Below are 24,735 nucleotides of genomic sequence, written 5' to 3'. Positions count from 1 at the left end.
CGGTCCCGGCGACAGGACGAACCCTTGTTCCTGGGGATGTCAAATGCTGGACCCGCCGAAGGAATCCTTGCGGATGCCGGAGAGAGACGCGGCGGGATCCTCGGCTTCAGAGGCAACGACTTGGGACCGATCTCGAGGAACCCGGCTCCACGCCACCGCGGACAGCACGCTGGTGACGAGGACGATGGGGATGCGCTGGCGGAAGATCAGCCCGACGTTGGCCACGGTCGTGGCATAGGCGATCGTGCTGGGCACGATGAAGAGCAGGAGCACCAGAAGTGCCCTGCGGTTACGGCGCCAGAGCTGGGAGACACCGCGTGCCGCGTAGAAGAGCAGAAAGTACCAGACGACCACGTCGATCTTGCCCAGCTGCAGCGCGACGCTGCCCTGCGTCCACAGGAACGGCGAAAGGACTGTATAGAGGAGTTTCATCCCCAGGGCACTCCAGGGGCCACCGCCGTCGTCGAAAGTGATTCCAGACCCTCCATCGGCGTTGGCGTGGCGGGCGATCTCCGATTGGCCACTGTCCAGGTGCTGCTGCATCTGCTCGAGGGGCGCGTTGTCGAAGACGTCGCTGGCGAAAAGCATGATGACGGCCAGGAGCACGCCGAAAGCGAACATCTTGCGGATGGACACGTTCGATCGGGAGATCACCACTCCGAAGACCAACGGTATGGCACACATGAAGACCATGTACGAACGCACGTGCCACAGGCACCACAACAGCGGTGCCGCCAGCAGGAGTCTGCTCATCCTGAAACGCATGGCGAGGGACGCGGCGATGCCGACGCAGGAGACCACGAGGAAGGCGTTGAACCCGTCCTTGTAAGTGTCCGAGGTATGCAGGAGCAACGCAGGCATGAAGGCAGTCAGGACCAGGAGGCGAAACGCCGCACGCTCGTCGGCTCCCATCAGCCTGGCGAACCTGTAGACGACGACGCAGAGCAAGCAAGCGAGGAGCGCCACGACGGCTGTGCAGGCCACCGGTGCAGGCCCGCCACACAGGTAGATGATCATGGCGAAGACGTTGCACGGAACAGCGACGGAATAAAGCGAGGCCATTTCGTCGGAGGTGACGAACGAGACGCCCTCAAGGCGCCAGAGGCTGGCGATCTGCATGGCCCGGGCCTCGTAGCCGAGGTTGTCGCCGCCGTAATCGACGAGGCCCGCGCGAAGCACCAGGACATGCACAATCAGCCGCACGGCGAAGGCAGTGAGCAGAACCGGCAGCACCCGCCTCGCCGTCACTGCGCCCAGATTCGCTTTGGCCAGCAGAATGAGCGTCGCAACTGCGGCGGCGACAATGACATATTCCATGAGGGCGACCTTCTGGCACAAGTGACACGGCGATAACGACGCTAGCGTCGAGGGCCGCTCCACAGCGCTTTCCGTAGACCGGCATGGCCTGCTGATTACCCCGCTTTGTGAATTATTTTCGACAAGGCTCCTTTCTCGGCGAAGCCCACGTCGAAGGCGTGTCACAGGACGCAGCGAAAGGAAGTGCCGACTGCCTGACGATCACGTCTAGGTAGGGAGCGAGAAAACATTTCACCACTGACCGCGGCGGCGTGCGCCGAAGTGACCGAATCTCTGGCTAGCTTCGCGGCAGTGAGCCAGGCCCGTCGTCGAGGAACCGCATGAAGCCGGACAGTCGAATTCGCCTCAAGGAAGGATATCGCGGATGAACGACGCCCGTGCCTGGTCAAGCCGGTATCCGCGATGCGGTCCTTCTGTCTCAGACTCGCTTCGTTCGAGGACTCCGCGTTCATGTCAGGGGAACGATGATGCCTATCTACGGAGCCACTGTGCCGACGCCGTGGCCTGAACCGATGGTCGTTGGACCGCATCTGTGACGTGGTGAGACATCGGGGCCCGACGAGTTCGGCGTACCGCTCGCCATGCTGCTCAGGAACCGCGCAAGCTGGCCAACGACGTGCTCACCGATGACACCGTACGCGGCAGGGCCTGTTCGAGCCGGCGGCGGTACCCGCGAGCTTGTTGCCTTCTCCCGAACCGATTAAGTGATTCAACGGAAGGTCCCGCAATGCAGCCAAGAAATGGATCCGGTCTCCGGCATATCGCGCTCCTGATCGGCCAGATGGGTTTCGGTGGCACCGAGACGCAGGTGTCACTCCTGGCGCGGGAACTACACGGCAGGGGCTTTGTCGTCGACGTACTCCTCCTGTCCGAGGGGGGCGTTCACGAGCCGACCCTGCGCGCCGCTGGGATCGGTGTCCACCATCTCGGCTTCTCGCGGCGGCCGTCAGATCCGGCTGCGGTGCTCCAGAATCTACGGGCCTTCGTCCGCATGGTGTCGCTGTTGCGCAGCCTCCGGCCCGACGTGCTGCACGCATTCCTACTGATGAGCCATGTGCTCGGGGCGCCTGCCGCGCGGCTGGCCAGGGTTCCAGTCATGATCGCCGGTTGTCGTGTGCTGAGTGACGCCCGACACGTCAGACGTTCGCCGCGATGGCGGTTCGTGCTCGGAGGCGCGTTGACGCCGATCATCGATCACGTGGTCGCCAATGCGGTCGCCGTGGCAGACGACGCCAGTACCGTCTTCGGCGTTCCGTCGCACAAGCTCAGCGTCATTTACAACGGGATGCCGGACTCGGCGTTCGATGCCGTCGAACCGGAGGACATCGACACCGACCTGCCCGTGGTGGTGTGCCTGGCCCGCATGCGCCCGGAGAAGGGGCACGGTTTCCTGCTCGACGCCGCCGCCCTGCTCTCCAAGCAGGGCAGGCCCTGCACGCTGGTGCTCGTCGGTGATGGCTCGGAAGAGGGCAGGCTCAAGGAACACGCGAGCAGCATGGACATCGACGTGCGGTTTGCGGGAGCCATCGAGGATCCCAGAGCGTGGCTGGCCCGCGCCGACATCGTCGTCCTCCCGTCGATCTCGGAAGGGCTGAGCAATGCCGTCATGGAGGCGATGGCCCAGGGCAGGCCTATCGTCGCCACAGCCGTCGGCGGGACGCCGGAGCTTCTCGAAGACCGGGGCGTGCTCGTCCCTCCAGCGGATCCCGTGGCCCTAAGCCAGGGCATCGCCAGTCTCCTACGTGATCCAGAGCTTGCCGCTCACTTCGGCACCGTGGCGCGTGCTTGGGCCGTCAAGCATCTCGATGTGACTTCCATGGTCGAAGCCCATGTCAAGCTCTACCGGCGCCTTCTGGAACGACGATGCGCCAGATTGCCGCGACGAGGTCGGCCGCGGGGGTCGTCTTCGGCACGCTCGTGAGGCGCTCAATGCAGATGAGCCTAAGCATGGTCACGGGACTGTCTCTGGGTCCCGCCTCGTCATCGGCACAGTCTGTTACACCAGGTCTCGCCCTATTCATTTCATACTGAGAGCTTTCTTCCCATACATCCCCACTTGAGCTTGGTGTAGAGGGGAGCGCCACAGGTCTTGGGAAAGGTAAGCCACGACTCCCGACGATCATGTCCAGGTAGGGAGCGAGAAAACATTTCACAACCCACCGTGACGGCGTGAGTGGAATGGGCTTATTCCCTCGCTAGCTTCGCGTACGTGAGCTACGTCCCTCACCGAGGAGCAATATGAAGCCGGACGGTCGGATTCGCGTCATGGAGATCATCGCCAGGATGAACGTCGGTGGCGTCGCTACCGAGGTGCTGGGGCTCTCCGAACGTCTGAACAAGGCAGAATTCGTCCATCGCCTCTATACGGGCCACGTGGACGAGGAGGAAAGCGACCACGTCGAGCTGAAGTGTTCTGGCGTGCCGGTTCAGCGTGTTCCTGGGCTCGGCCGTTCCATCAGGCCTCTCGACGACGGCCGCGCCCTCATCCGCCTGATCTCCGCGATGCGCTCCTTCCGTCCGCACATCGTGCACACCCGTACGGCCAAAGCAGGAGCATTGGGGCGGGTGGCCGCGAAGCTAGCAGGCGTTGGAGCCGCCCGGGTTCACGTCTTTCACGGCCACCTGCTCAACGGCTATTTCAACGGTGCGAAACGCGAGATTTATGTGCGCTCCGAGCGCCTCCTGGCAGCTATGTCGGACCGCCTGGTGGCCGAGGGGGCCCAGGTCCGCGACGATCTTCTCCGTGCTGGGATCGGACGTCCTGAGCAGTATGTCGTGATCCATCCTGGCGTCCGGTTGGGCTCAGCGCCGGACCGCGTGGCCGCCCGCCGGGCTCTCGGCCTCCCGCTGAGCGCGCCCGTGGTGACGTTCGTCGGCCGGCTCACCCAGGTCAAACGGCCCGACCGGTTCGTTGCCACGGCCAACAGGATTCTGGCGCGGGTGCCGGAGTGCCGCTTCGTCATCTGCGGCGGCGGCGACCTCCTGGCGCAGGTCGAGCAGGACATTGCGCCGGTACAGCACGCCTTCCACCTGGTCGGCTGGCGCAAGGACGTGGAGACGGTGTACGCCGCGGCCGACGTGCTCCTGCTGACTTCCGACAACGAAGGCATGCCGCTCACGCTCATCGAGGCGCAGATGGCCGGCATTCCTGTGGTCTCCACCCGCGTAGGCAGTGTCGCCGAGGTCGTCCGAAACGGGCGCACGGGACTGCTCTCCTCGACCGACCCCGCCGAGCTGGCGGACCACACCGTACAACTCCTCTCAGACCCCCTGCTCGCGCGCCGGATGGGCGAGGCTGCGCGCCGCTGGTCAACCGCCTCGTTCGACGTGGACCGCCTTGTCGCGGACACCGAGGCCCTATATCGATCACTGGGCGAGCCGCGCCGGGATCGTCGTGTCACCACAGGAGGGATCAACAGGTGAATGTACTCGTAACCGGCGGGGCCGGCTTCATTGGCGCGAACCTCTGCCGGGCGCTTGCCGCGCGGCCCGAGATCGAGAACGTCACGGTGCTGGACGACCTGAGCAGCGGCGACCTCGCCAACCTCGACGGCGTCGCAGTGAGATTCGTCCGCGGCAGCATCCTGGACGCAGATCTGCTGGCCGACCTCGTCGCGGACGCCACGACGGTTGTGCATCTCGCGGCGCGCCCTTCAGTCCCGAAGTCGCTGGCCGACCCGCTGGCCACGCACGACATCAATGTCACGGGCACCCTGCGTGTCCTGGAGGCGTGCCGGGCGGCGAAACCTCATGTGATCCTCGCGTCGTCGTCATCCGTCTACGGCGACCGCACGGAACCGTGCAAGCACGAAGACCTGCCGACCAGGCCGCTCAGCCCGTACGGCGTGAGCAAGCTGGCCACAGAAGGTTACGCGCTGGCGTACGCCGCCAGCTTCGGCCTGCCTGTCCTGCCGTTCCGCTTCTTCAACGTGTACGGCCCGCTCCAGGCCGCTGACCACGCCTACGCGGCGGTCATCCCGGCGTTCGTGTCCAAGGCATTGGGAGGCAGCCCGGTGCCGATCTACGGTGACGGGCTTCAGGTGCGCGACTTCACTTACGTGGGAACGGTCACGGAGGTCGTCTGCGACGCCGTCGCCCGCCGCGTGACAAGTGGGAAACCGGTCAATCTCGCGTTCGGCACCCGCATGTCCCTGCTCGAGTTGAAGGACATCCTCGCCTCAGTGCTCGACAAACCCATCGAGGCTGAGTTCCTCCCGCCGCGGGCCGGTGACATCCGCGAGTCCCAGGCATCCCCTCATCTGCTCATGGAACTGTTCCGCGGCGTGCATCCGACGTCGATCGAGGACGGGCTCCGCCGCACGGTGGCCTGGTTCCAGACGATCGCGACCGCCGGCGTACCCGCCTGAGTCCGCCGCCATCTCCGGCCACAGAACGCGTTAGCGAGGGAAACCTGTGAGTAAAGCATCGCAGTCTACGTATCTCATAACGGGCGGCAGTGGATTCGTCGGATCCCACCTGACCGACGCCTTGATCGCCCGTGGTGACTCCATCATCATTCTCGACAACCTCTCGACTGGAAGGCTCGCCAACCTCCAGCCGCATCCCAACATGCACTTCGTCCAAGGTTCCATCCTGGACGAGCTGATCGTCGACGAACTCGTCCACCAATGCGACGTCGTCATCCACCTCGCTGCGGCCGTTGGCGTCAAGTTGATCGTCGAGCAGCCGCTCAGATCCCTGACGACCAACATCCGCGGTTCGGAGATCGTCATCGAGGCGGCGCACCGGTACAGGAAGAAGATTCTGATCGCCAGCACGAGCGAGATTTACGGCAAGAACTCGTCTGGCCCCCTGCGAGAGGACGCCGACCGGATCCTCGGCAGCACCGCTGTCGTCCGCTGGGCGTACAGCACCGCCAAATCCGTGGACGAAATCCTGGCCAACGCCTACCACAAGGAGCGCGGTCTGCCGACGATCGTCGTGAGGCTCTTCAATACCGTAGGGCCGCGGCAGAGCCCGGCCTACGGCATGGTGATTCCCCGCCTGGTACGGCAAGCCCTGGCCGGCGCACCGCTCACCGTCTTCGGTGACGGCACTCAAACCCGCTGCTTCGCGCATGTCGCGGACGTGGTCGATGGCCTGGTCCGGCTCCTGGACAACGACGCCGCGGTCGGACAGACCCTCAACATCGGCGCGGCCGACGAGGTGAGCATCATTGAGCTGGCCAAGCTGATCGTCGAGCACACCGGCTCCACGTCGGGGATCGAGCTGATCCCTTATCACGAGGCATACCAGCAGGGCTTCGAGGACATGACCCGCAGGGTCCCGGACACCACCAAGATCCGCAAGCTCACCGGCTGGGCTCCACGGCGTACGCTCGACGAGATCCTCACCGATATCGTCCAGGAGGCCCGCGAGGAGTTCGCGGCGCCCATGCGGTGAGCGGAACGGTGACATGGGCCGCCGGCGCGGCCGCTTGCCTGCTGAGCGCCTCGGCGGCGATCCCGTTGAAGAAACTCGCGTTGAGGTGGGGCTTCACCGACCGGCCCGGCGGGCACAAGTCGCACGCCCGCCCCATCCCGTACCTGGGCGGCATCGCGATCATGCTGGCCACGGTCCTGACCACGATCGTCGCCACGGACCTGGCCGACTGGCGGTTCACCGCCATGCTGCTGGCCGGCTCGGCAGTGGCCATGCTCGGGCTCATCGACGACGTTGGGTCATTGCCGGCCGTCACCAGGCTGGTCGTGGAGACGGCGGTGACCACCGCCGTCGTGCTCGCCGGAATCAGGCTCACCGTGACAGGGGGATGGCTGGACATCCCTATCACCGTGATTTGGATTGTCCTGATCACCAACTCCTTCAATCTCCTGGACAACATGGACGGTTCGCTGGGAGTGGTCACCACCGTCACCGCCGCCTTCCTGTCGGCCATGGCGTTTCTGCAGGCGCGCCCGGCCTTGGGAGTCTTCCTGGCGGTGCTCGCCGGTGCCGCGCTCGGCTTCCTCGTGCACAACTGGCCGCCCGCGAGGATATTCATGGGGGACTCGGGATCGTTGTTCATCGGCTTCGCGCTCACCTGCTCCGCAGTCGTCCTCGTCGCCGGGCGGGGCCCCGACACGGTGGCAGGTGGGCTGCTCCTGTCCACCTTCGTGGCCACGGTGGACACCGGGGTGGTCGTCCTGTCCCGGATACGGGCAGGCCGGTCGCCGCTGGCGGGCGGCACCGACCACGTGTCCCACCGGCTACGCACCCTAGGTCTCGACCCGCGCCTGGTCGCCGTTGTACTGGGCCTCATCACTGCGCTGAGCTGCGCGGCGTGCACGGCGATGATCCTGGGCTGGGTGCCGCCGCTCACCGCGACGCTCGTCGCGGGTGGGACCGCGATCGCCTGCGTCTGCCTGCTGCAGGCCGTGAACGTCTATCCGCCACACCGTTCACTGGAGACCCCTCCACGACTCCGCGAAAGGCGGCGATGACCAGTTGGACCTGCTCTACTTCATCAGACTGGCACGTAAGAACTGGATCCTCATCCTGCTGTCGCTGATCATCTCGGTGGGTGCGGCGCTGGTCGTGACCGCCAACATGGCGCCCAAGTACGTGGCGACGATCACTATGCTGTTCTCCAGCTTCGACAGGCAGGGCGGCTTCTCGACCGCCTACCAGGTGGACACCCTGTCGCAGGGCGCGCAGTCCTATGCCAACCTGCTGACGAGCCGGCGCATGGTCAGCCAGATCACGACGGCCGAGGACGTTCCGCGCCTGCAACGGAACATCACCGCGGAGGTCGTGCCAGGAACGGTGCTGCTGCGCGCGATGGTCAGTGATCAGGATCCCGTGCGCGCCGCCTCGCTGGCCAACGCCTTGGGAGCCAGGTTCGCGGTCCTCGTCGACCAGATCGAGCGGCCGACGCCCAGTAGCCGGCCGACGGTCAAGGTCACCATCGTGGACCAGGCAGAGATCCCCAAAGCGCCCGTCAGTCCCATGCCCATGGTCAATGTCCTGGTCGCCCTCTTGGCCGCACTGGTCATCGCGTTCAGCTCACTCGTTCTGCGTGACCGGCTGGACACCACCATCAAGAGCCCCCACGAACTGCAGCAGAACTCGAAGAGCTCCACGCTGGGCATCATCGGCTACGAGCGCGCGGCACGCCGCCACCCGCTGATCCTGCGGCCGCACGGGCGGTCCAGCAGAGCCGAGGCGTTCCGCTCGCTCCGTACCAACCTGCAGTTCATCGGGGTCGACAGGCAGCCCAAGTCGTTGGTGATCACTAGCTGCCTGCCGAACGAGGGCAAGTCCTCGACCTGCTCCAACCTCGCCATCACCCTCGCGCAGGCAGGCTGGCAGGTCGTGCTCGTGGACGGCGACCTGCGCCGCCCGCGCCTTCCCGACTACTTCGGGATCGAGGGCGCGGTCGGCCTGACGGACGTGCTCATCGGCAAGGCGCGGCTGGACGAGGTGATCCAGACGTGGGGCGAGCCGCGGCTCTTCCTGCTGCCCAGCGGCCAGATCCCGCCGAACCCGAGTGAGCTGCTGGGCTCGCGCATGATGCGCCAGTTGCTCGACCAGCTCGTTGACAAGTACGACATCGTGATCATCGACGCGCCGCCGCTGCTGCCCGTCACCGACGCCGCGACTCTCGCGGCGGTCTGCGACGGCGTGATGCTCGTCGCCAAGTACGGCGGGACGCGGCAGGAGCATCTCCAGCGCGCCATAGAGCAACTGTCGTCCATCAACGCCAGGATCGTGGGCACCGTGCTCAACTTCGTCCCGGCCAAGGCGAGCAAGTACGGCGGCTACGGCTACGGCTACGGGTACTACGAGTCGGAGGCGGCCGAGGAAAGGGCCAAGGCGACCGTCACGACGACGGTGGTTTGAGCAGCTCCAGCGGGACGGAGAGCGCCTTCGCGAGGCTCCGTCCCGCCGCCTTGTAGGCCCAGATCCAGCGGCCCATGGGGTCGGGGATGTCCGGCCGGTCCACCGTGACAAGGCCGCGCAGTGCCTGCGCCTGCTCAACCAGTGCACGGGCGCGGCGTACGGCGTCGCGGTGACGCGTGATCTCCTCGCGCTCCGACGCAGCCGCGAGTGCGCCGAACTCGATGATCGTGAAGACACGGGGCGCGGCCTGCGGGTGCCTCTTCACAGACTCCGCCCGGTGCGCCCTGGTGGCGGTCAGCACCAGATCGGCGCCTGCCAGCAACTCCGCGGTCAGTGGCTGGGAGATGAACCCGGCCGGGTCACCGCCGAGGCGTATCAGAACCTGCTGAGCCCTTTCGGCCATCTCCATGCCGGGATCGGCGTGGGTGCCCGCGCTCGTCACCAGGAACGGCGGGCCGAGAGCCGATCGGGTCAGCCGCTCGGCCAGCGGGGAGCGGCACATGTTGCCCGTGCACACGAACAGGATGTGGAAGCGGGCCTCCCCTGACGTCATGGGCGTGACGATAGGAGGGAAGGGCCCGGTGGCCTGTCGCAGCGCACCGGGCTTTACCTCTTCTATCGCTCGATATCACGATCCGCGGGGGCGCAGCTCCCGGGGTCCTGGCTGATTTTGGTCTGCTGCGGGCGGGCCAGTGGCTGCACGGGAACTATCGGCGGCGTGGCCGAAGCGGGTTCCAACACGACGAACTCAAGTGTCCTTGCCTGCCGGGGGGCGAGCTCGAGCACGGCCGAGTAAACGGGATGGGCTCGTTCGACTTCCTTGATGACCGCGTGAGGCTTCCCATCGACGCGCATGCCCAGGAGCTTGGCGTCGACCGAGGCGTAGAACGACACCCACAGCAGGTTGGACCCGACGGCGGGGCGGTGTTCCGGGCTGTCGAGCCGGTCGGTGACGTACGAGGGCAGTTGCACACCCGGCACGTCGTTGCCGAGCCGGATCCGCACTCTCGAGACACGCTGCCCATCGCTCCGGCACGGGCCCAGCTCGTATTCGAGCGAGCGGTCCAGGTAGTAGTCGAGCTTGGTGCCCGCGGAGTTGTTGATCACGAGCCCGGCGAACGGCCCCGGCTTCTCCGGCAGCACACCGCCGAACGGGGTGGCCGCCAGCCGTTGTTGTTCGGCGTCCCTCCGGCTCCAGATCTGCAGCCTCCGTTCGGCCATCAGCTGCGACAAGGTGGAGAGCAACGCCGCGCTGTCCAGGTGTGCTCTGGTCATCGTCTCGCTCACCGCGCTCGCGACCGTGATGAGGAACCTCTTGCGCTCAAGCGGATCGGGGTACCGTTCATAGGCCGCCCGCTCGGTGAGATCGACCACGTTCTCCGCGGTCACCGTCTCGCCGCTGGGGAGGTTGACGGGCCCGATCAGCTTCAGGATGTAGGCCAGACCGATGGGATCGGTCGCGATCGCGCCGTCCAGCCGCTGGCCGGTCTGACGGCGCCATAGCTCGGTCCAGGTCGTCGCGGCGTACGGGAAATGCGGCGAGAGATTGGAATTGGACAGCAAGGAGACCGCGCTGGGCCCGTAACGCGCGAGGAAGGCAGGGCCGTGGTCGGTGACCCTGGCGGAGCCGGACTCCAGGTCGTTGTTGGGAGACAGCCGCTTGATGCCGATACCGCCATGGCCGGCTTTCAGAATGCCGAACGCGCCGACCAGCCCTCCGGTACCGCGTGCTTCGGCATTGGTCTGGAAGGCCAGGAAGTAGCGGCGCGGGCCATGGTGGCCCAGCATTCGGGGCAGCAGAGGCGCGGCGTCTTCGGCGACGTCGAGCCAGCCGCTCAGCCGGTCCACTTCGCGCAGAGCCGTGGCGCGAGCTTCGTCGATCTGGTCCACACCGGTGTGGGCCGGGGTGGCGGCCAGGCGGGACCGCGTCAACTCGATACGGTCGGCGGCATCACGCACGAGCGGCGCGGCGGATTCCAGCCGGGCCAGCAGGGTCCCCAAGCTGTCCATGGAGAGGCCTTCCGTCGTGATCAGCCCCGCGCCGGTCCGCTGGAGGTCCACCAGGACACCCGCCAGTTCGTCCGCGGCCTCGGCCAGGCCGCGGACCGTCGTCGCGCCCGCTCCCACCACGGGAGTGTGGGCGATCAACGACCAGTCCGGGCCGCTGGTGAGTCGGCGGGCTTCTTCCGCACGCCGCTTCGTGTCGGCGAGCGCCCCGGCTGCCTCCACCGGGTCGCTCGCGCGCAGCTGGATCAGCGCGTCCCTGGTCGCCTGCAGGTGATCCCGTACGCTCAGAACGAGATGCGCCGACCAACCAGCGGCCAGCGCGAGGCCTGCCGAGGAGCAGAGCAGTCCTGTGGCGATGCGCCGGCGCTTCTTACTCGGCACGGGCAGATCGGCGGCGCCGCAGGACGATCCCCGTGCCCGCGGCTCCCACGATCAGCAGGCCCGCGCCCGCCGCGGTCAGGGTCGTCATGGGCGTGTCGGCCATTGGCAGCGTGGTCTCCGTCGCTACCTGCTTCCATTTCACATGCGCGGGGCCGTGGACGGAGCGGAGGCGACTGGCCTTGTGGCCACGGTGGCGCGTACGGACCTCGACTCGTACCTTCGACTCGTTGTGCTGCTGCTGCCGCCCCTCCTGCTTCTGCTTCTGCTTCTGCGGCGGGTCCTGACGCTGCTGCTGCGTCGAGTGCTGCTGCGTCGACTCCTCACACTCCACCTGCGCCCAGGGCAAGGGCGGATAGTGCGGCGGCGGCGTACAGGCGTGCCGCACCTCGTTGGACTCAGCCATCGCCGGCCCGACGCTTCCCCATGCGAGTCCGCTCCCGAGCACAGCTGCGAGCAATATCGGTTTCGTGATCTTCTTTGTCATTTCGGTCCCCCGTACGGTTCCTCGGCCATTCGAACATTGCATCCGGAATGTTAGTGAGATGTTCGCTATAGGACCGTTATATGCGTTGGGTCGATGGATACTCCTCGCCACGTACGTTTCTTGCCGAATGATCGCTGATGGTTCTCCATATGTTGACGATCGGGCCGGATTCTGTGCGCGGACGTTCCAGGCGAGGGCCCTGACCAGGGGAAGCGTCGATCCGATGAAAGGTAGCGCGGACGGTGGATCTTCACGAGACGACGCGCTGTGGTGTGCCGACAATCGGCTCGTCCGCGCCTCCTCGCGACGTTCTATGGGGAGAGCGTGATATATCCCGTCATCCTCGGAAAAGAGGCCAGATTTCGGACTAAATGGTATATATGTCGCGACGCGACCGTCTCCTGTACTTAACTGTCGAGCAGCGTGCGGGAGATCACCGTCATGGCGCGCCCCGCCAGATGGACGCGGTCGCCGTTGAGCGTGACATGGACCAGACCGCCCCTGGCTGAGAGTCGCGCCCTGGCGATCTCCGTTCGGCCGAGCCGCTCCCCTCAGTACGGCGCCAGGGCGCAGTGCGCCGAGCCCATGACCGGGTCCTCGGGCACGCCGGCGTTGGGGCGAAGAAAGGGGAGACGAAATCCGGGCCCTTGCCCCCCGTGCGGTGACGATGACACCTCTGGCGTCCACGGCGGCCAGGGCCGCGATATCGGACGCGAGGGAGTGTGCCGATTCTTCCGAGTCCAGCTAAACCAGCAGGTCGAGATGGCCTTCCCGACCCGCACCGGCGTCACGCCGAGTGCTTTCTCCAGACCGGCCGGCGCCGGACCGAGGGGTCACCTCCTTGGCCGGGAAATCCATGGTGATCATTCCGTCCGGGAGGCGATTCGTGGTGAGCGTGCCGCTGGCCGTCTTGAATTCGAGCAGGCCCGTCGCCGCCCCCGTCGAATAGAGCACATGCGCGGTCGCCAACGTGGCGTGACCGCACAGCGTGACCTCGACGGCCGGGGTGAACCAACGGAGCGAATCGCCGAGGAGGAAGGCGGTCTCGGTGAGGTTCGTCTCGGTGGCTACGCTCCGCATCCATCCGTGAGTAACCCGAGATTCCAGCAGGCAGACGGCTGCGGGATTACCCTGGAAATCCGTGCCGGGGAAGGCGTCGACAGTGAAGAGGCGCTTGTGGGCGGAGGGTATACGGGGGGCGGATATCCGGATGCAAGCGGGCTGCAAGCCGTACAAAATGGAATTAGGGCTGGGCGTGTCGCGTGGCGAATGCGGAATCGTCGGTTACCGTCCAATGTGTAGGGACGTGCCGATTACGGTGAGTTCCTGAGGAAAGGACAAGCCGATGGGGGCAGTGCGCAAGGTGGTGAGCTACCTTGGCCTGAGCGGGGTCGATCACTACGACGAGGGCTATGACGACGACGAGCACTACGAGGACGAGTACGTCCCCGCGACCGAGCGGGCCGCCAGGCGCTGGCGCGCGAACGTCGACTCGTCACGCATCGTGATGGTTCAGCCGCTCAAGTACAACGACGCGCCGTTGATCGGTCAGCATTTCCGTGACGGACAGACGGTGATCATGGATGTCTCCGGCATGGCGATGCCCGAGGCGACGAGGATGGTGGACTTCGCCGCCGGACTGGCCTTCGGGTGCGAGGGCCGGATCGAACGCATCGCCGACCGCGTCTTCCTGCTCGCCCCGGCTCATGTGGAGATCGAGACGACTTGATGGACGGACTGCCGCCGCCCTTGACCGGGTGGCGGCAGCCCGACGATTCAGGTGTAGTTACGCAGCGCGCGGGCCGCGACGAACCAGCCGGGTAAGCTCGGCTGCGTCGTCAGCGGCCTGTTTCGCGCGGGCGTCCGATTCGCGGGCGTACGCGTGCAGCGCCCACACCGCCCCCTCTGCCAGTTCCTTCAGCTCGCCGACCTGGGCGGCCACGTATCGCTCGTCGGCTTCGACCAGTTTGCGGCGCTGCCAGAGCTGCCAGCCGGCCAGGCCGATCATGGCCACGCCGGCGGCCGCGAGCAGGCTGCTGGCCAACGCCGCGCCGACGAGGCAGGCGACCCCCACCACGATCAGCACCATCGCGGCCCACGGGCGGGGACGCGGCACGACGCCCTCGGTGATGATGGAGGTTTCCGCCGCGGCCAGCGAGGCCTGGTCGGGGCCCTCGGGCCGCAGGTGGATGCGGTGGCCGAGGAGCGGCACGGTCAGCGTGTCGGGCGGGTCCAGGCTGCTGTCGGCCTCGAGCTCCTCGGCCACGCCACGCAGGATCGGCGCCGCCACGTGCAGCGCGATCGCCGCCAGGTGAGGGTCGGCGCCGGGGCGCAGGTCGTCCAGCAGGTACGTGGCGAGCGAGGCCATCGGCCCGGCCGGGCCCCCCGCCCCGACGAGCGCGCGCAGGACGGCGAGCGGCTCGTCCTCGGCCCAGGTCGTGGCCGGGCTGGCGGAGCTGTTGTCGAGCGGAGCGGTGGAGTCGTGCTCGGCCTGCCGCGTCGAGGTGATCTCCGCGCACCGGCCGCGCAGCCGGGCCAGCCGGTCGGCGGCCATGGACGGCCTGGCCAGCTCCGGAATTTCGGCCATCTCCGGGAAGTCGGCCAGCGACGGCGGCACGACGACCGTCGGCTCCCCGGGGATCAGGGCCTGGACCCACTGCTCGGGTTCGGCGTGCTCCTGGACTGCCAGGGCGTCGAGCTTGCGCAAGACGAAGATCTTGCCGGCGGGGCCGTACGCGCCCCGGGCGGCGGCCAGCCACAACGACCGCTGGCCGTGGCTGACCGGCCGGTCGAGTGACAGGTCGCCGAAGGCGGTGCCCAGCCAGGAAGCGTGGATGCGGCTGCCCTGCCCGGACACAGCGAGGGCCAGGCACAGGAAGAGCGCGGTCCGCTGCTGGTCACGGCCGGCCGCCCGGCTCAGCGGCTCCAGGGGGTCGTCGCCGGAGAGTATGGCGACCAGTGCTTCGACGGCCGGGGGCAGCCAGTAGCCGGGTACGTCGCGAAACCCCGGTGCGGCGTGCGGCGCCGTGCCGTTGGCGGCGAGGTGCGCCAGTAGCGCCTCCGCGTAACGATGCACCTCCGTCGCTGCTTGGGGGCTCGCAGTCAGGTCCGTGCTCAAGGCAGAGAACTCCCCCATTTCGGCCTCAGTTCATGACCGCGTAAAGCCTAGCCGTTTGGGCGCGCCAACCCGGTGGAGGCGCGCCCACGATGGAACGGGAGGCTTTGAGCCAACTGCCGGTTTACATGCGCTCGGGGACAGGGACCCCCAGGAGGTCGAGCCCGGTCTCCAGCACGCGCAGCGTCAACGCGCACAGGGCCAGCCGGTGCTCCCTGGTCGCGGGGGCGACGCCTTCTTTGAGCACCGGGCACTCCTCGTAGAAGGTGCTCAGCAGGCTCGCGGTCTGGAACAGGAAGGCGCAGAGCCGGTGCGGCTCTGAGCCGGCGGTGACCTGAGAGATCAGCTCGCCGAACCCCAGCAGATGAAGGCCCAGCGCACGCTCGGCGGGCTCGGTCAGCACGATGGAGGCCGTCGCGTCGGCCGGCTCCATGCCTGCCTTGCGGAAGATCGAGCGGATCCGGGCGGTCGCGTACTGCATGTAAGGGCCGGTGTTGCCGTTGAAGGCCACCATGCGGTCGAGGTCGAAGACGTATTCGCTGTCGTGGCTGACCGACAGGTCGGCATATTTCACGGCAGCCATGCCGACGGCGTAAGCAATCTCCCGCTGGGTCGCCTCGTCGTATCCTCTGTCGGCGATCAGCGCCGACGCCCGGTCGACGGCCTCCTGCAGCAGGTCCATCAGCTTGACGGACTCGCCGGAGCGGGTCTTGAACCTGCGCCCGTCCTTGCCCAGCATCATGCCGATCTGTACGTGCTCGGCCGAGACGGTGTCGGGCAGCCAGCCGGCCAGCCGCGCCGCCGCGAAGACCATCCTGAAGTGCAGAGCCTGATCCGCGCCCACGACGTAGAGGATGCGGTCGGCCTTGAGGTCGTGGACGCGGTAGCGGATGGCCGCCATGTCCGTGCTCGCGTAGCCGTAGCCGCCGTCGCTCTTCCTGATGATGAGCGGCAGCGGCTTGTCGTCGGAGCCGGTGAAGCCGGGCGGGAACACGCAGAGCGCTCCCTCGCTGAGCACCGCCGCCCCGGACGCCTCCAGGTCGTCGCAGGTCCTCTCCAGCATGGAGTTGTACATGCTCTCGCCGGCGATGTCGGCGTCGGTCAGCGTGACGCCGAGCAGCTCGTAGACCTTGTTGAAGTAGCGCACGGTGGCGTCCATGAAGACGTGCCAGAGCCGCATCGTGTCGGGGTCGCCCGACTGCAGCGTGGTCACCCGCACCCGGGCACGCTGCTTGAACCCCTCGTCGCCGTCGAACTTGGCCCGCGCCGCCTGGTAGAACTCGGTGCCCTGACCGGCCTCGAGCTGCGCGACCGCGGTCTCCTCGCCGATCTCGAGCAGGTGCTCGATGAGCATGCCGAACGGCGTGCCCCAGTCGCCCAGGTGGTTTTGCCTGATCACGGTGTTGCCGAGGTGCTCGTGCAGGCGGGCCAGTGAGTCGCCGACGATGGTGGTGCGCAGGTGGCCGACGTGCATCTCCTTGGCCGCGTTGGGCGCGGAGTAGTCGATCACCACGGTCTGCGACGGTGTGATCGTGCCGACGCCGAGCCGCGCGTCCGCCAGCATCCGCTGGGCCTCCGCGGCGATCCACGAGTCGTCGAGCGTGATGTTGAGGAAGCCGGGGCCGCTGACCTCGACCGTGCCGGGGAAGTCCGACAGCTCCGCCTTGATCGCCTCGGCGACCTCCCGCGGGGCCCGTCGCAGACGCTTGGCCAGGCTCAGCGCGACGTTCGCCTGGAAGTCGGCGAACTGGGAGGGCCGGATCAGCGGGTCTGCGTCGGTGTGCTCCGAGCCGAACGCGTGTGCCAGCGCCTGCTGGACGCGCTCGGTGAGCACTATCTGCGGGTCGGTCATGTTCTAAGGGTACCGGTGACCCTGACTGCGACGCTGATCAAAATCGCTGCTACGAGCGAGACGCCCACGGCGGTGAGGTCGTTGCTGATGTCGCCCGGTTCGAGCGCGAAGAACGCCCTCACGAACGGCAGCGTCAGCCCGACGGCGAAGACCACCGGCATCGACCCGACGAGGATCACCCGCCACCAGTTGAGCGGCCTGGTGATCAGTACGAGCACCCACCACGTGGTCAGGAACAGCGTGATCACCGCCGACGTCTGGTCCTGGATCAGCGTGGAGGTCCCGCTGTGGGCGGCCCAGAACGACGTCAGCACCGCCACCGCGCACAGCACCCCCGCCGGTACGGCGAAACGCAGCACCCGGGGCACGAATCCGGGCTTCGAGCGTTCGAGCGTGGGCGCGAGCGCGAGGAAGAGCACGGGGATGCCGATGGTGAGGGCGTTCGTCAGGGTCGAGTGGCGGGGTGCGAAAGGGAACATCACCCCGGCCACGCCCACGGCCAGCGACAGCACGATGGCGTAGAAGGTCTTGGTGAGGAACAGGTTGGAGACCCGTTCGATGTTGGCCAGCACCCGGCGGCCCTCGCCGACGACGTGCGGCAGCGTCGCGAACTTGTCGTCCAGCAGCACCACCTGCGCGACCGCCTTGGTCGCGGGGCTGCCCGCGCCCATCGCGATGCCCAGGTCGGCGTCCTTGAGCGCCAGCACGTCGTTGACGCCGTCGCCGGTCATGGCCACGGTGTGGCCGCGGGCCTGCAACGCGTTGACGAACGCACGCTTCTGCTGCGGGCTGACCCGGCCGAACACCGCGTACGAGTCCAGTAATTCGCCCAGCTTGTCCGGGTCGTCGTCCGGCAGGGTCCTGGCGTCGACGGACCGGTCGCCGTCCGGGATGCCCAGCCCCGTGGCGATCGCGGAGACCGCCTCGGGGTTGTCGCCGGAGATCACCTTGACCGTCACGCCCTGCTTGGCGAAGTAACGCAGGGTCTCGTGGGCATCCGGCCTGACGCGTTGCTCGAGCGTGACGAGCGCGACGGGGTCCGGGCTCTCCAGCGATCGCAGGTCGCCGACGCGGCAGAGTGCCAGTACGCGGGCGCCGGTGGTAGCCAGCTCGGCGGCCCGGTCGTACCCGTCGCCACCGTCCAGCAGGACGTCTGGGGCCCCCAGCACCCAGGCGCCGCGCTCGCCGAAGTCGGCCCCGCTCCACTTGCGTGCCGAGGAGAACGGCACGCTCTCCACAGCGGTCCATCCGTCCAGGGCGGCGGGGTAGCGCCCCCGGATGGCCCGGGCGGTGGCGTTCGGCCGCTGGTCGAGGTTGGACAGGGCGGCCAGTGCGGCGTCGATCGGCTGCCCGTCGCGCAGCGGCAGCACCTCGCCGAGGTCCATGCCGCCGGCGGTGAGGGTGCCTGTCTTGTCCAGGCAGAGCACGTCCACCCTGGCCAGGCCCTCGATCGCGGGCAGCTCCTGGACCAGGCAGCGGCGCCGGCCCAGGCGTACGACGCCGACCGCGAACGCGATCGAGGTCATCAGCACCAGGCCCTCGGGGATCATGGTGACGATGCCCGCGACGGCGCCGGTGATCGCGGTGCCGAAGTCGACCGAGTTGCTGATCTGGCTGTACATCAGCAGGGCGCCGATCGGGATGACCAGCCAGGTGATGTACTTGATGAAGTTCGCCACGCCCGCGCGCAGCTCGGAGTGCGCGAGGTGGAACTTGCTGGCCTCCTCGGTCAGCTTCGCGGCGTACGCGTCGGTGCCGACCCGCGTGGCCACGAACGCGCCCGAGCCCGCCACCGCGAAACTCCCCGACAGGACCTGATCCCCTGCCTTCTTGTGCACGGGGTCGGCCTCGCCGGTCAGCAGGGACTCGTCCACCTCCAGCCCGTCGGAGACCACCACCTCGCCGTCGACCAGCAGGCGGTCACCGGAGGCCAGCAGGATCAGGTCGCCGAGCACCACCTCGTGCGGGTGGATCTCCTGCTCCCTGCCGTCGCGCCGCACTCTGACGGGGGCCTCGTTGATCACCGCGAGCTTGTCGAGCGTGCGCTTGGCACGCAGCTCCTGAATGATGCCGATCAACGCGTTGGCCACGATGATCAGCCCGAACAGGCTGTCCTGCCACTCACCGAAGATCAGGATCAGCACCCAGAGCACGCCGATGACGAGGTTGAACAGGGTCAGGACGTTCGCCCTGAAGATCGCGCTCAACGATCTGCTCGACCGGCGCGGGACATGGTTGGTCTTCGCCACCGCCACCTGTGCCGACGTGAGCCCGTCCACCGTAGAGGTGAGCCCGTCCACATAACCCCCTGTATCTGTGGATCGGTCTCACAGACTACGGGTTCACCACAGTCTGTGTGATCGGTGAGTGGCGGCCACCCGCTCGCCGATCCTGGCCACGATCCCGTCGGCGGCCAGATCGGCCGCGAGCCTGCAGGCCGCGCTGATCGCCGGTGCCTTGGACGAGCCGTGGGCGATGACGACGGTGCCGTTCAGGCCGAGCAGCACCGCGCCGCCGTGCGCCTCCGCGTCGAGGCGGCGGCGCAGCTCGCGCAGGCGCGAGCGCTGCATGACGGCGCCCAGCCTGGCCGTCCTGCTGCCCTCGATGGTCCGCCTGAGCTCGTCGAACGCGTACCGGACCGCGCCCTCCATCGTCTTCAGCGCCACGTTGCCGGTGAACCCGTCGGTGGTGATCACGTCGACCTTGCCGGTCAGCAGGTCGTAGCCCTCCACGTTGCCGGTGAAGTGGATGCCGGGGGAGCCCTGCAGCAGCTCGTGGGCGCGTTTGACGACCTTGTTGCCCTTCTCGGCCTCGCCGCCGATCGTCAGCAGGCCGACCCGCGGTTCGGCGATGCCGTACGCCAGCTCGGCGTACGCCGTGCCCAGATGGGCGAACTGCACCAGCATCTCAGGCTTGGCGTCGGCGTTGGCGCCCGCGTCCACGAGCAGCGTCGGCCTGGGGAGGGTGGGGAGCGCGACGGCGATGGCGGGTCTCTGGACACCGTGCTGGGCTTTGAGCCGCAGCCTGCCGGTGGCCACGATGCCCGCCGTGGAGCCGGCCGACACGACCGCTCCGGCGTCGCCGCGGCGTACGAGGTGGCAGGCGACCGCGATGCTGGAGCGGGGGCGGCGCAGGCTCGCCAGCGCGCCCTCGTCCATGGCGATGGCCTCCTCGGCCCGTACGATCGGGATCTCCTTGGTGGCGTCGTGGTCGGCGAGCGCCTCGTAGAGCACACGAGGGGAGCCGACGAGCACGACGTGCAGGTCGTGCTCGCGCACGGCGTGCACCGCGCCCGCCACGATCTCGTGCGGTGCATGGTCGCCGCCCATGGCGTCCAGCGCGATGGGCTTGCTGTCGGACAAAGATCACCTCGTACGGCATCGAGCCCGCCGTCACGGCTTGGCCGGAACGCGGGCTCGGAATGTCCGCATCGTAGGCAAGGCAGGTGCCAGGTTAACCGGCGGGTAGGCCCTCTTGGTTCCCGGCATCGGCCGTTCCAGTCCCCGCGCGTGCATTCGGCCCCCGCCGTCGGCGAAACCGCCTGCCACGCCTGGCTTCGGACGGACTCCCAGCCGGCCTGCCCTGGCCGGCGTGTGCTGTCCGGTGCTCGGTGGCCTGCGGCCGGTGCTCAGGTGCCTGGTGGGTGTTGCGGAGCCGGGCACGCGGTGGGACAAAAGGAGTGAAGGAGGGCTAGTGGAGGTTCCAGTCGTCCATTCCGCGAGTCACGATCACCTTCGAGAACACCGACTTGCCCATCACCCTGATCAACGGCCCGTCCCCCTCCGATCCGCCTGTCACGTTCCGCTTGCCGAAGATCGAGCCGCCTTCGTCGATTACCCGGGCGTTGTCGGGGACGCGTACGATGAGCTTGCCGAACCGTGCGTTCGTCTCGATGGTGATCTCCCTCCCCGGCAGCACGGCGTCCGACAGGTCGATGATGAGGGCTCCGAACCGGACCGTGAGGTTGGTGCGCCGGGACGCCACCCACCGCCCCTTACGGACGATTTTGCTGAATTTCGAGCTGATCTCCTGCCGCTCGATGGTGTCGGGCACACTGGATCCGGACACCTCGGGCAGATCCCGGGTCAGGGGGACGAGCTCGCCGATCGTCTTCGCCGAGTAGGCGACATCGAGGCGGTCCGCATGCTCGACACTGGTGAGTCTTCCTGTGGCCAGCCCCTCGCTCAACACCGCGGCCACGCGGTCGCGGTCGGCGTCTGAGGCCCGCAGGTCCGGATCGTGGGTCACGATAAGTCAGTGTATGCGGAATCGCGATATGTCGCGAGTGTCGGTGAACCTGAGGGAAAACTTGGAGGCCAGCGGAACCGGTGACGCGACTGGGAACGTCCGGGTATTAAGAACCGTAGACGCGCGACAGGGTCGTGAGGTTTACACCCGATCGAACAAAAAAGATGGGAAAGGCCTAGTGATCTTGAACCAGGCTGGCACGCGACGCTTCAAGGCGTACACGTCCAAGCACCTCGACGAGCTCCTGCGGCGAGCGGGGCTCGGCGACGAGGAAAGGCTGAAGGTCCGCGCAGTCGCCACGGTGCTGCCGTTCCGGACGAACGCCTACGTCGTGGATGAACTCATAGATTGGTCGGCGGCGCCCGACGATCCCATATACCGGCTCGTCTTCCCGCAGGAGGACATGCTCCCCGCCGCCGACGTTGCCAGGTTGGCCGACCTGCTGAAGGCCGAGGCGCCCAACGCCGAGATCCAGGCTGAGGCCAATCGGGTACGCGCCCAGCTCAACCCCCACCCCGCAGGCCAGAAGGAGCTCAACGTCCCGAAGATGGGCGAGGAGCCGGTTCCTGGTATGCAGCACAAATACCACGAGACCGTGCTGTTCTTCCCCAAGCAAGGGCAGACCTGTCACGCCTACTGCACCTACTGCTTCCGATGGGCCCAGTTCGTCGGCGACGCGGACCTGAAGTTCGCCTCCGACGACATCGAGCAGATGGTGACCTACATTCGCCAGCATCCCGAGGTCACCAGCGTCCTGATCACCGGGGGCGACGCCATGATCATGGGTGAGCCCGTCATCAGGCGATATATCGAGCCGTTGCTCCAGCTCGAGCAACTGGAGTCCATCAGGATCGGCACCAAGGCGCTGGCCTACTGGCCTCAGCGCTTCACCACCGACCCTGACGCGGACGCCACGCTCGGCCTGTTCGAGGAAGTGGTCGGCGCGGGCAAGAACCTCGCGTTCATGGCCCACTTCACGCACCCCCGCGAGCTGGAGTCGCCACTGGTCGAATCCGCGGTCAAGCGCATCATCGGCAGCGGGGCCACGATCAGGACCCAGGCGCCGCTGATCAGGTCGATCAACGACGATCCCGCCGTGTGGTCCTCCATGTGGCGGCGGCAGCACCGGATGGGGATGATCCCCTATTACATGTTCGTCGAGCGCGACACCGGTCCACAGGACTACTTCGCGGTGCCGCTCGCTCACGCGTACGAGATCTTCAGGGATGCCTACGCGAGCGTTTCCGGGCTCTGCCGGACCGTCCGGGGGCCATCCATGTCGGCCACGCCGGGCAAGGTGTGCGTCGACGGCGTCACGGAAATCGCCGGGGAGCAGGTCTTCATGCTCCACTTCATTCAGGCGCGCGATCCCTCACTGGTGGGACGGCCGTTCTTCGCGCGTTACGACCCCACGGCGGTCTGGCTGACGGATCTGCGTCCCGCCTTCGCCGATCGTTTTCCGTTCGAACCGGCCGGAGCGCTCTTGCCGGTCTGAGCGGTCGAGCGCGTCCACCGCTGCCGGAAATCCGCGTCCGCCGGCCCCGTGCAATTGATTTTGCGACCTCATTGTTCACGGGCCGGCGGACTTATCCGTTCTCTTGCTCGGGCGCGCCTCGGCATGCGCGCAATATTGGAAACAAGACCCTCCTATTTCCCGTTTTGTCTTCCCGCTCAACGCTCCCCCTTCACTAGGTAACCGGGCTGCAAACCCCTGTCACGTGGGCATTCATGCGCCTGCGGCCGATCACGGCCAGTGATAGAACTGCTTGCGTAGCTCAGCCGTTACGGCGTGCTCCGTGTGGTGCCCATAGCGCGCACGTGACGGCATACGGGGGTTATCGATTCGCATTTCCACCGCATTCGAGAGCGATCGATCACGAGCCGGGAAGGCAATCATGAATCGAGTAGTCAAGGCGGCGGTCGCCGTCACAGCATTCGGCTTGGGGGCGGCTTTGACCGTTCCCGCTCAAGCGGAAGTCCAATACAACACCGCCAGGCACGCTCACATCGGCGGCCTGGGCGAGGGCGCCAGCGTAGCCGGCAGCCCGCTCGGCGGGCTCCTGGGCGGACTCACCGGCGGCGGACTCTTGGACGGCCTGCTCGGCGGGATCACGCCCAAGTCCGGCGCCACCGGCAGCAACGTGGCCGGGCTGACCGAGGCCGAGCGGGACGCGGCCATCGCCCGCCAGGGTGGCAGGCGCCCCGCCGACCCCAACGCGGCCGAGGACGTCACCCGTCACGGGGGGCCGCTGCCCGAGCTGTCACCGATCGCCGGAGGGGTGCCGCTCGGCGGCGGCGGCCTGACCGAGTCGCTGCCCGTGCTGTCGGGCGCAGCCCGCATGGCGCAGCCGGCGGCGAAGCCCGGCAGCGCCGCCGTCGGCGCCCTGGAGACCGCGGCCAAGGGCATGCGGTCGCCGTCGGCCGAGACCATGCTGGCCGGCCTCGCGCAGGCGGCCAGGCGCGCGCTGCCGGCCACCGCGGACGGCCGGCTGGCGCCGGTGGTCGGGCAGGTCGCACCCGCCGAGATGGCGCCCGTCATGGAGGCGCTTCCGGGCACCACGCAGACCGCCGGCGTGGACGACCTCACCCCGCTCGTCGAGGAGGCCGCCGGCGCCACCTACTCCATGGGCACCAAGGCCACCGGCTCCTACAGCGACCTGATGACCGCTTTGGGCTGGACCACCGACGGGCTGACCAGCTCGGTGCGCGGCTCCTGGGCGCGCCAGTAGGCGCGATGCAGGCGGCGGCGAACGCGGCTCGCCGAGGGCCGGCACGGTGGTTCGCGGGCATTCGGTGCCAACGCCCGGGAACCGGCCGCACCGGCGAGGCGGACCCGTTCCGCGCCTCAGCGGTTCTCTGACGGCGTGATTTCCCCTGGGTCGGGACACCCGGCCGGGACGCCGTCGCACTGACGCGGCAGGCCTCCGGGCGCCTTCAGGTGCCGGGCGCCCGAGACATGGCCGCGGATGAATTGCCAACCCCCGCCACGGCGGGCGGTCTCATGACGGCCGGGCGGACGCGCCCAGGCCAGGGCTCGCGTGATGTGCCGTTCATCGCAGGGCAGCGGCGCCCCGCGAGCCCCGCCGCCGGCCCCGTCCGGGTCGGCGGCTCTTCTACGATCGTCATCTCTTACGCGCTGCCGTGGCCGGCTACTCGCCGCACTCCGGCTGACGGAGCGGCGCGCCTTCTGGACCTTCCAAGGCTGAAGTATCGGCCGTCTGCGCTCAGGGCAGGCGGACGCCTGTGCGGCGGGCTATTTGCGCCTGCAGTCTGGCCATCTGCCAGTGCAGCTCGATGAGCTGCTCAGCAAGCTGCATCCGGGGAATCTCAGCCACGTCCTCGATGTCCAGGTGGTCGATCGCGGCCGAAAGCTCTCCCATCGCGCGCCCCCACTCCATCACCAGTCCTCGGATCGAATTGACGTTCGAATCCTATCGGAACGGAGGGCTCGCTGTCAGTCATTTGCCACCCGCGTCGCACTGGTTTCGCACA

At 67.5% G+C, this 24,735-nt stretch carries 20 protein-coding genes; 9 read left to right on the top strand and 11 right to left on the bottom strand.

Annotation, left to right across the window (positions count from 1 at the left end):
* Positions 1-39: 39 nt before the first annotated feature.
* Positions 40-1,317 (bottom strand): hypothetical protein, encoded by a 1,278-nt coding sequence (locus tag ACIBX3_RS43760; protein WP_397126524.1) that lies wholly within the window; start codon positions 1,315-1,317, stop codon positions 40-42.
* Between the two features lie 727 nt (positions 1,318-2,044).
* Between ACIBX3_RS43760 and ACIBX3_RS43755 the strand changes: the two genes are divergently transcribed.
* From ACIBX3_RS43755 to ACIBX3_RS43730, 6 genes are all read left to right on the top strand, one after another.
* A complete protein-coding gene (locus ACIBX3_RS43755; protein WP_397126522.1) occupies positions 2,045-3,238 on the top strand; it encodes a glycosyltransferase in 1,194 nt (397 codons plus the stop codon).
* Between the two features lie 317 nt (positions 3,239-3,555).
* Complete coding sequence (locus ACIBX3_RS43750; protein ID WP_397126521.1) at positions 3,556-4,740, top strand: glycosyltransferase; 1,185 nt, start codon at positions 3,556-3,558, stop codon at positions 4,738-4,740.
* On the top strand, positions 4,737-5,684 hold the full coding sequence (locus tag ACIBX3_RS43745; protein WP_397126520.1) for an NAD-dependent epimerase/dehydratase family protein: 948 nt from the start codon (positions 4,737-4,739) through the stop codon (positions 5,682-5,684). Before ACIBX3_RS43750 ends, ACIBX3_RS43745 begins: the two co-directional genes overlap by 4 nt.
* Before the next feature lie 46 nt (positions 5,685-5,730).
* Entirely contained in the window at positions 5,731-6,720 is a 990-nt protein-coding gene (locus ACIBX3_RS43740; protein WP_397126519.1) for an NAD-dependent epimerase/dehydratase family protein, read from the top strand.
* 8 nt (positions 6,721-6,728) lie between these two features.
* Entirely contained in the window at positions 6,729-7,757 is a 1,029-nt protein-coding gene (locus ACIBX3_RS43735) for a glycosyltransferase family 4 protein (RefSeq protein ID WP_397126518.1), read from the top strand.
* 4 nt (positions 7,758-7,761) lie between these two features.
* Positions 7,762-9,156 carry a polysaccharide biosynthesis tyrosine autokinase gene (locus tag ACIBX3_RS43730; protein WP_397126517.1) on the top strand — a complete coding sequence of 465 codons (1,395 nt, stop codon included), beginning with the start codon at positions 7,762-7,764 and terminating at the stop codon, positions 9,154-9,156.
* On the opposite strand, the gene ACIBX3_RS43725 is transcribed toward ACIBX3_RS43730, so the two are convergent.
* From ACIBX3_RS43725 to ACIBX3_RS43710, 4 genes are all read right to left on the bottom strand, one after another.
* The gene (locus ACIBX3_RS43725) at positions 9,137-9,709 is read right to left on the bottom strand and encodes a hypothetical protein (RefSeq protein ID WP_397126516.1); all 573 of its coding nucleotides are present in this window, start codon (positions 9,707-9,709) and stop codon (positions 9,137-9,139) included. The two genes, ACIBX3_RS43730 and ACIBX3_RS43725, sit on opposite strands and share 20 nt — an antisense overlap.
* Before the next feature lie 62 nt (positions 9,710-9,771).
* On the bottom strand, positions 9,772-11,544 hold the full coding sequence (locus tag ACIBX3_RS43720) for a DUF4012 domain-containing protein (protein WP_397126515.1): 1,773 nt from the start codon (positions 11,542-11,544) through the stop codon (positions 9,772-9,774).
* On the bottom strand, positions 11,534-11,947 hold the full coding sequence (locus ACIBX3_RS43715; RefSeq protein ID WP_397126514.1) for a hypothetical protein: 414 nt from the start codon (positions 11,945-11,947) through the stop codon (positions 11,534-11,536). Before ACIBX3_RS43715 ends, ACIBX3_RS43720 begins: the two co-directional genes overlap by 11 nt.
* Positions 11,948-12,772: 825 nt before the next feature.
* Complete coding sequence (locus ACIBX3_RS43710; protein ID WP_397126513.1) at positions 12,773-13,264, bottom strand: PhzF family phenazine biosynthesis protein; 492 nt, start codon at positions 13,262-13,264, stop codon at positions 12,773-12,775.
* A gap of 109 nt (positions 13,265-13,373) precedes the next feature.
* On the opposite strand from ACIBX3_RS43710, the gene ACIBX3_RS43705 reads away from it, so the two are divergent.
* On the top strand, positions 13,374-13,757 hold the full coding sequence (locus ACIBX3_RS43705; protein WP_127936996.1) for a cell division protein SepF: 384 nt from the start codon (positions 13,374-13,376) through the stop codon (positions 13,755-13,757).
* A 57-nt stretch (positions 13,758-13,814) separates the two neighbouring features.
* On the opposite strand, the gene ACIBX3_RS43700 is transcribed toward ACIBX3_RS43705, so the two are convergent.
* From ACIBX3_RS43700 to ACIBX3_RS43680, 5 genes are all read right to left on the bottom strand, one after another.
* Positions 13,815-15,104: a hypothetical protein gene (locus ACIBX3_RS43700; protein WP_397126512.1), complete on the bottom strand. Its 1,290-nt coding sequence runs from the start codon at positions 15,102-15,104 to the stop codon at positions 13,815-13,817.
* 163 nt (positions 15,105-15,267) lie between these two features.
* Complete coding sequence (argS, locus tag ACIBX3_RS43695; protein ID WP_397126511.1) at positions 15,268-16,995, bottom strand: arginine--tRNA ligase; 1,728 nt, start codon at positions 16,993-16,995, stop codon at positions 15,268-15,270.
* Positions 16,992-19,295, bottom strand: coding sequence for an HAD-IC family P-type ATPase (locus tag ACIBX3_RS43690; RefSeq protein WP_397126510.1), 2,304 nt, complete (start codon positions 19,293-19,295; stop codon positions 16,992-16,994). The genes argS and ACIBX3_RS43690 overlap by 4 nt, the downstream gene beginning before the upstream one ends.
* Before the next feature lie 42 nt (positions 19,296-19,337).
* Complete coding sequence (gene plsX / locus ACIBX3_RS43685) at positions 19,338-20,357, bottom strand: phosphate acyltransferase PlsX (RefSeq protein ID WP_397126509.1); 1,020 nt, start codon at positions 20,355-20,357, stop codon at positions 19,338-19,340.
* Positions 20,358-20,685: 328 nt separating this feature from the next.
* Positions 20,686-21,243, bottom strand: coding sequence for a DUF1707 domain-containing protein (locus ACIBX3_RS43680; RefSeq protein WP_397126508.1), 558 nt, complete (start codon positions 21,241-21,243; stop codon positions 20,686-20,688).
* 178 nt (positions 21,244-21,421) lie between these two features.
* On the opposite strand from ACIBX3_RS43680, the gene ACIBX3_RS43675 reads away from it, so the two are divergent.
* Complete coding sequence (locus ACIBX3_RS43675) at positions 21,422-22,738, top strand: KamA family radical SAM protein (protein ID WP_397126507.1); 1,317 nt, start codon at positions 21,422-21,424, stop codon at positions 22,736-22,738.
* Between the two features lie 400 nt (positions 22,739-23,138).
* Positions 23,139-23,972 carry a hypothetical protein gene (locus tag ACIBX3_RS43670; protein WP_397126506.1) on the top strand — a complete coding sequence of 278 codons (834 nt, stop codon included), beginning with the start codon at positions 23,139-23,141 and terminating at the stop codon, positions 23,970-23,972.
* A 495-nt stretch (positions 23,973-24,467) separates the two neighbouring features.
* Here the strand turns inward: ACIBX3_RS43670 and ACIBX3_RS43665 are convergent, their stop codons facing one another.
* Positions 24,468-24,623: a hypothetical protein gene (locus ACIBX3_RS43665; protein ID WP_397126505.1), complete on the bottom strand. Its 156-nt coding sequence runs from the start codon at positions 24,621-24,623 to the stop codon at positions 24,468-24,470.
* Positions 24,624-24,735: the final 112 nt, after the last annotated feature.

The sequence above is a fragment of the Nonomuraea sp. NPDC049480 genome (assembly GCF_044465905.1).
GTDB lineage: Bacteria > Actinomycetota > Actinomycetes > Streptosporangiales > Streptosporangiaceae > Nonomuraea.
The sequence above is the reverse complement of the archived record's forward strand: the minus strand, read 5'-3'. Positions and strand labels throughout refer to the sequence as shown.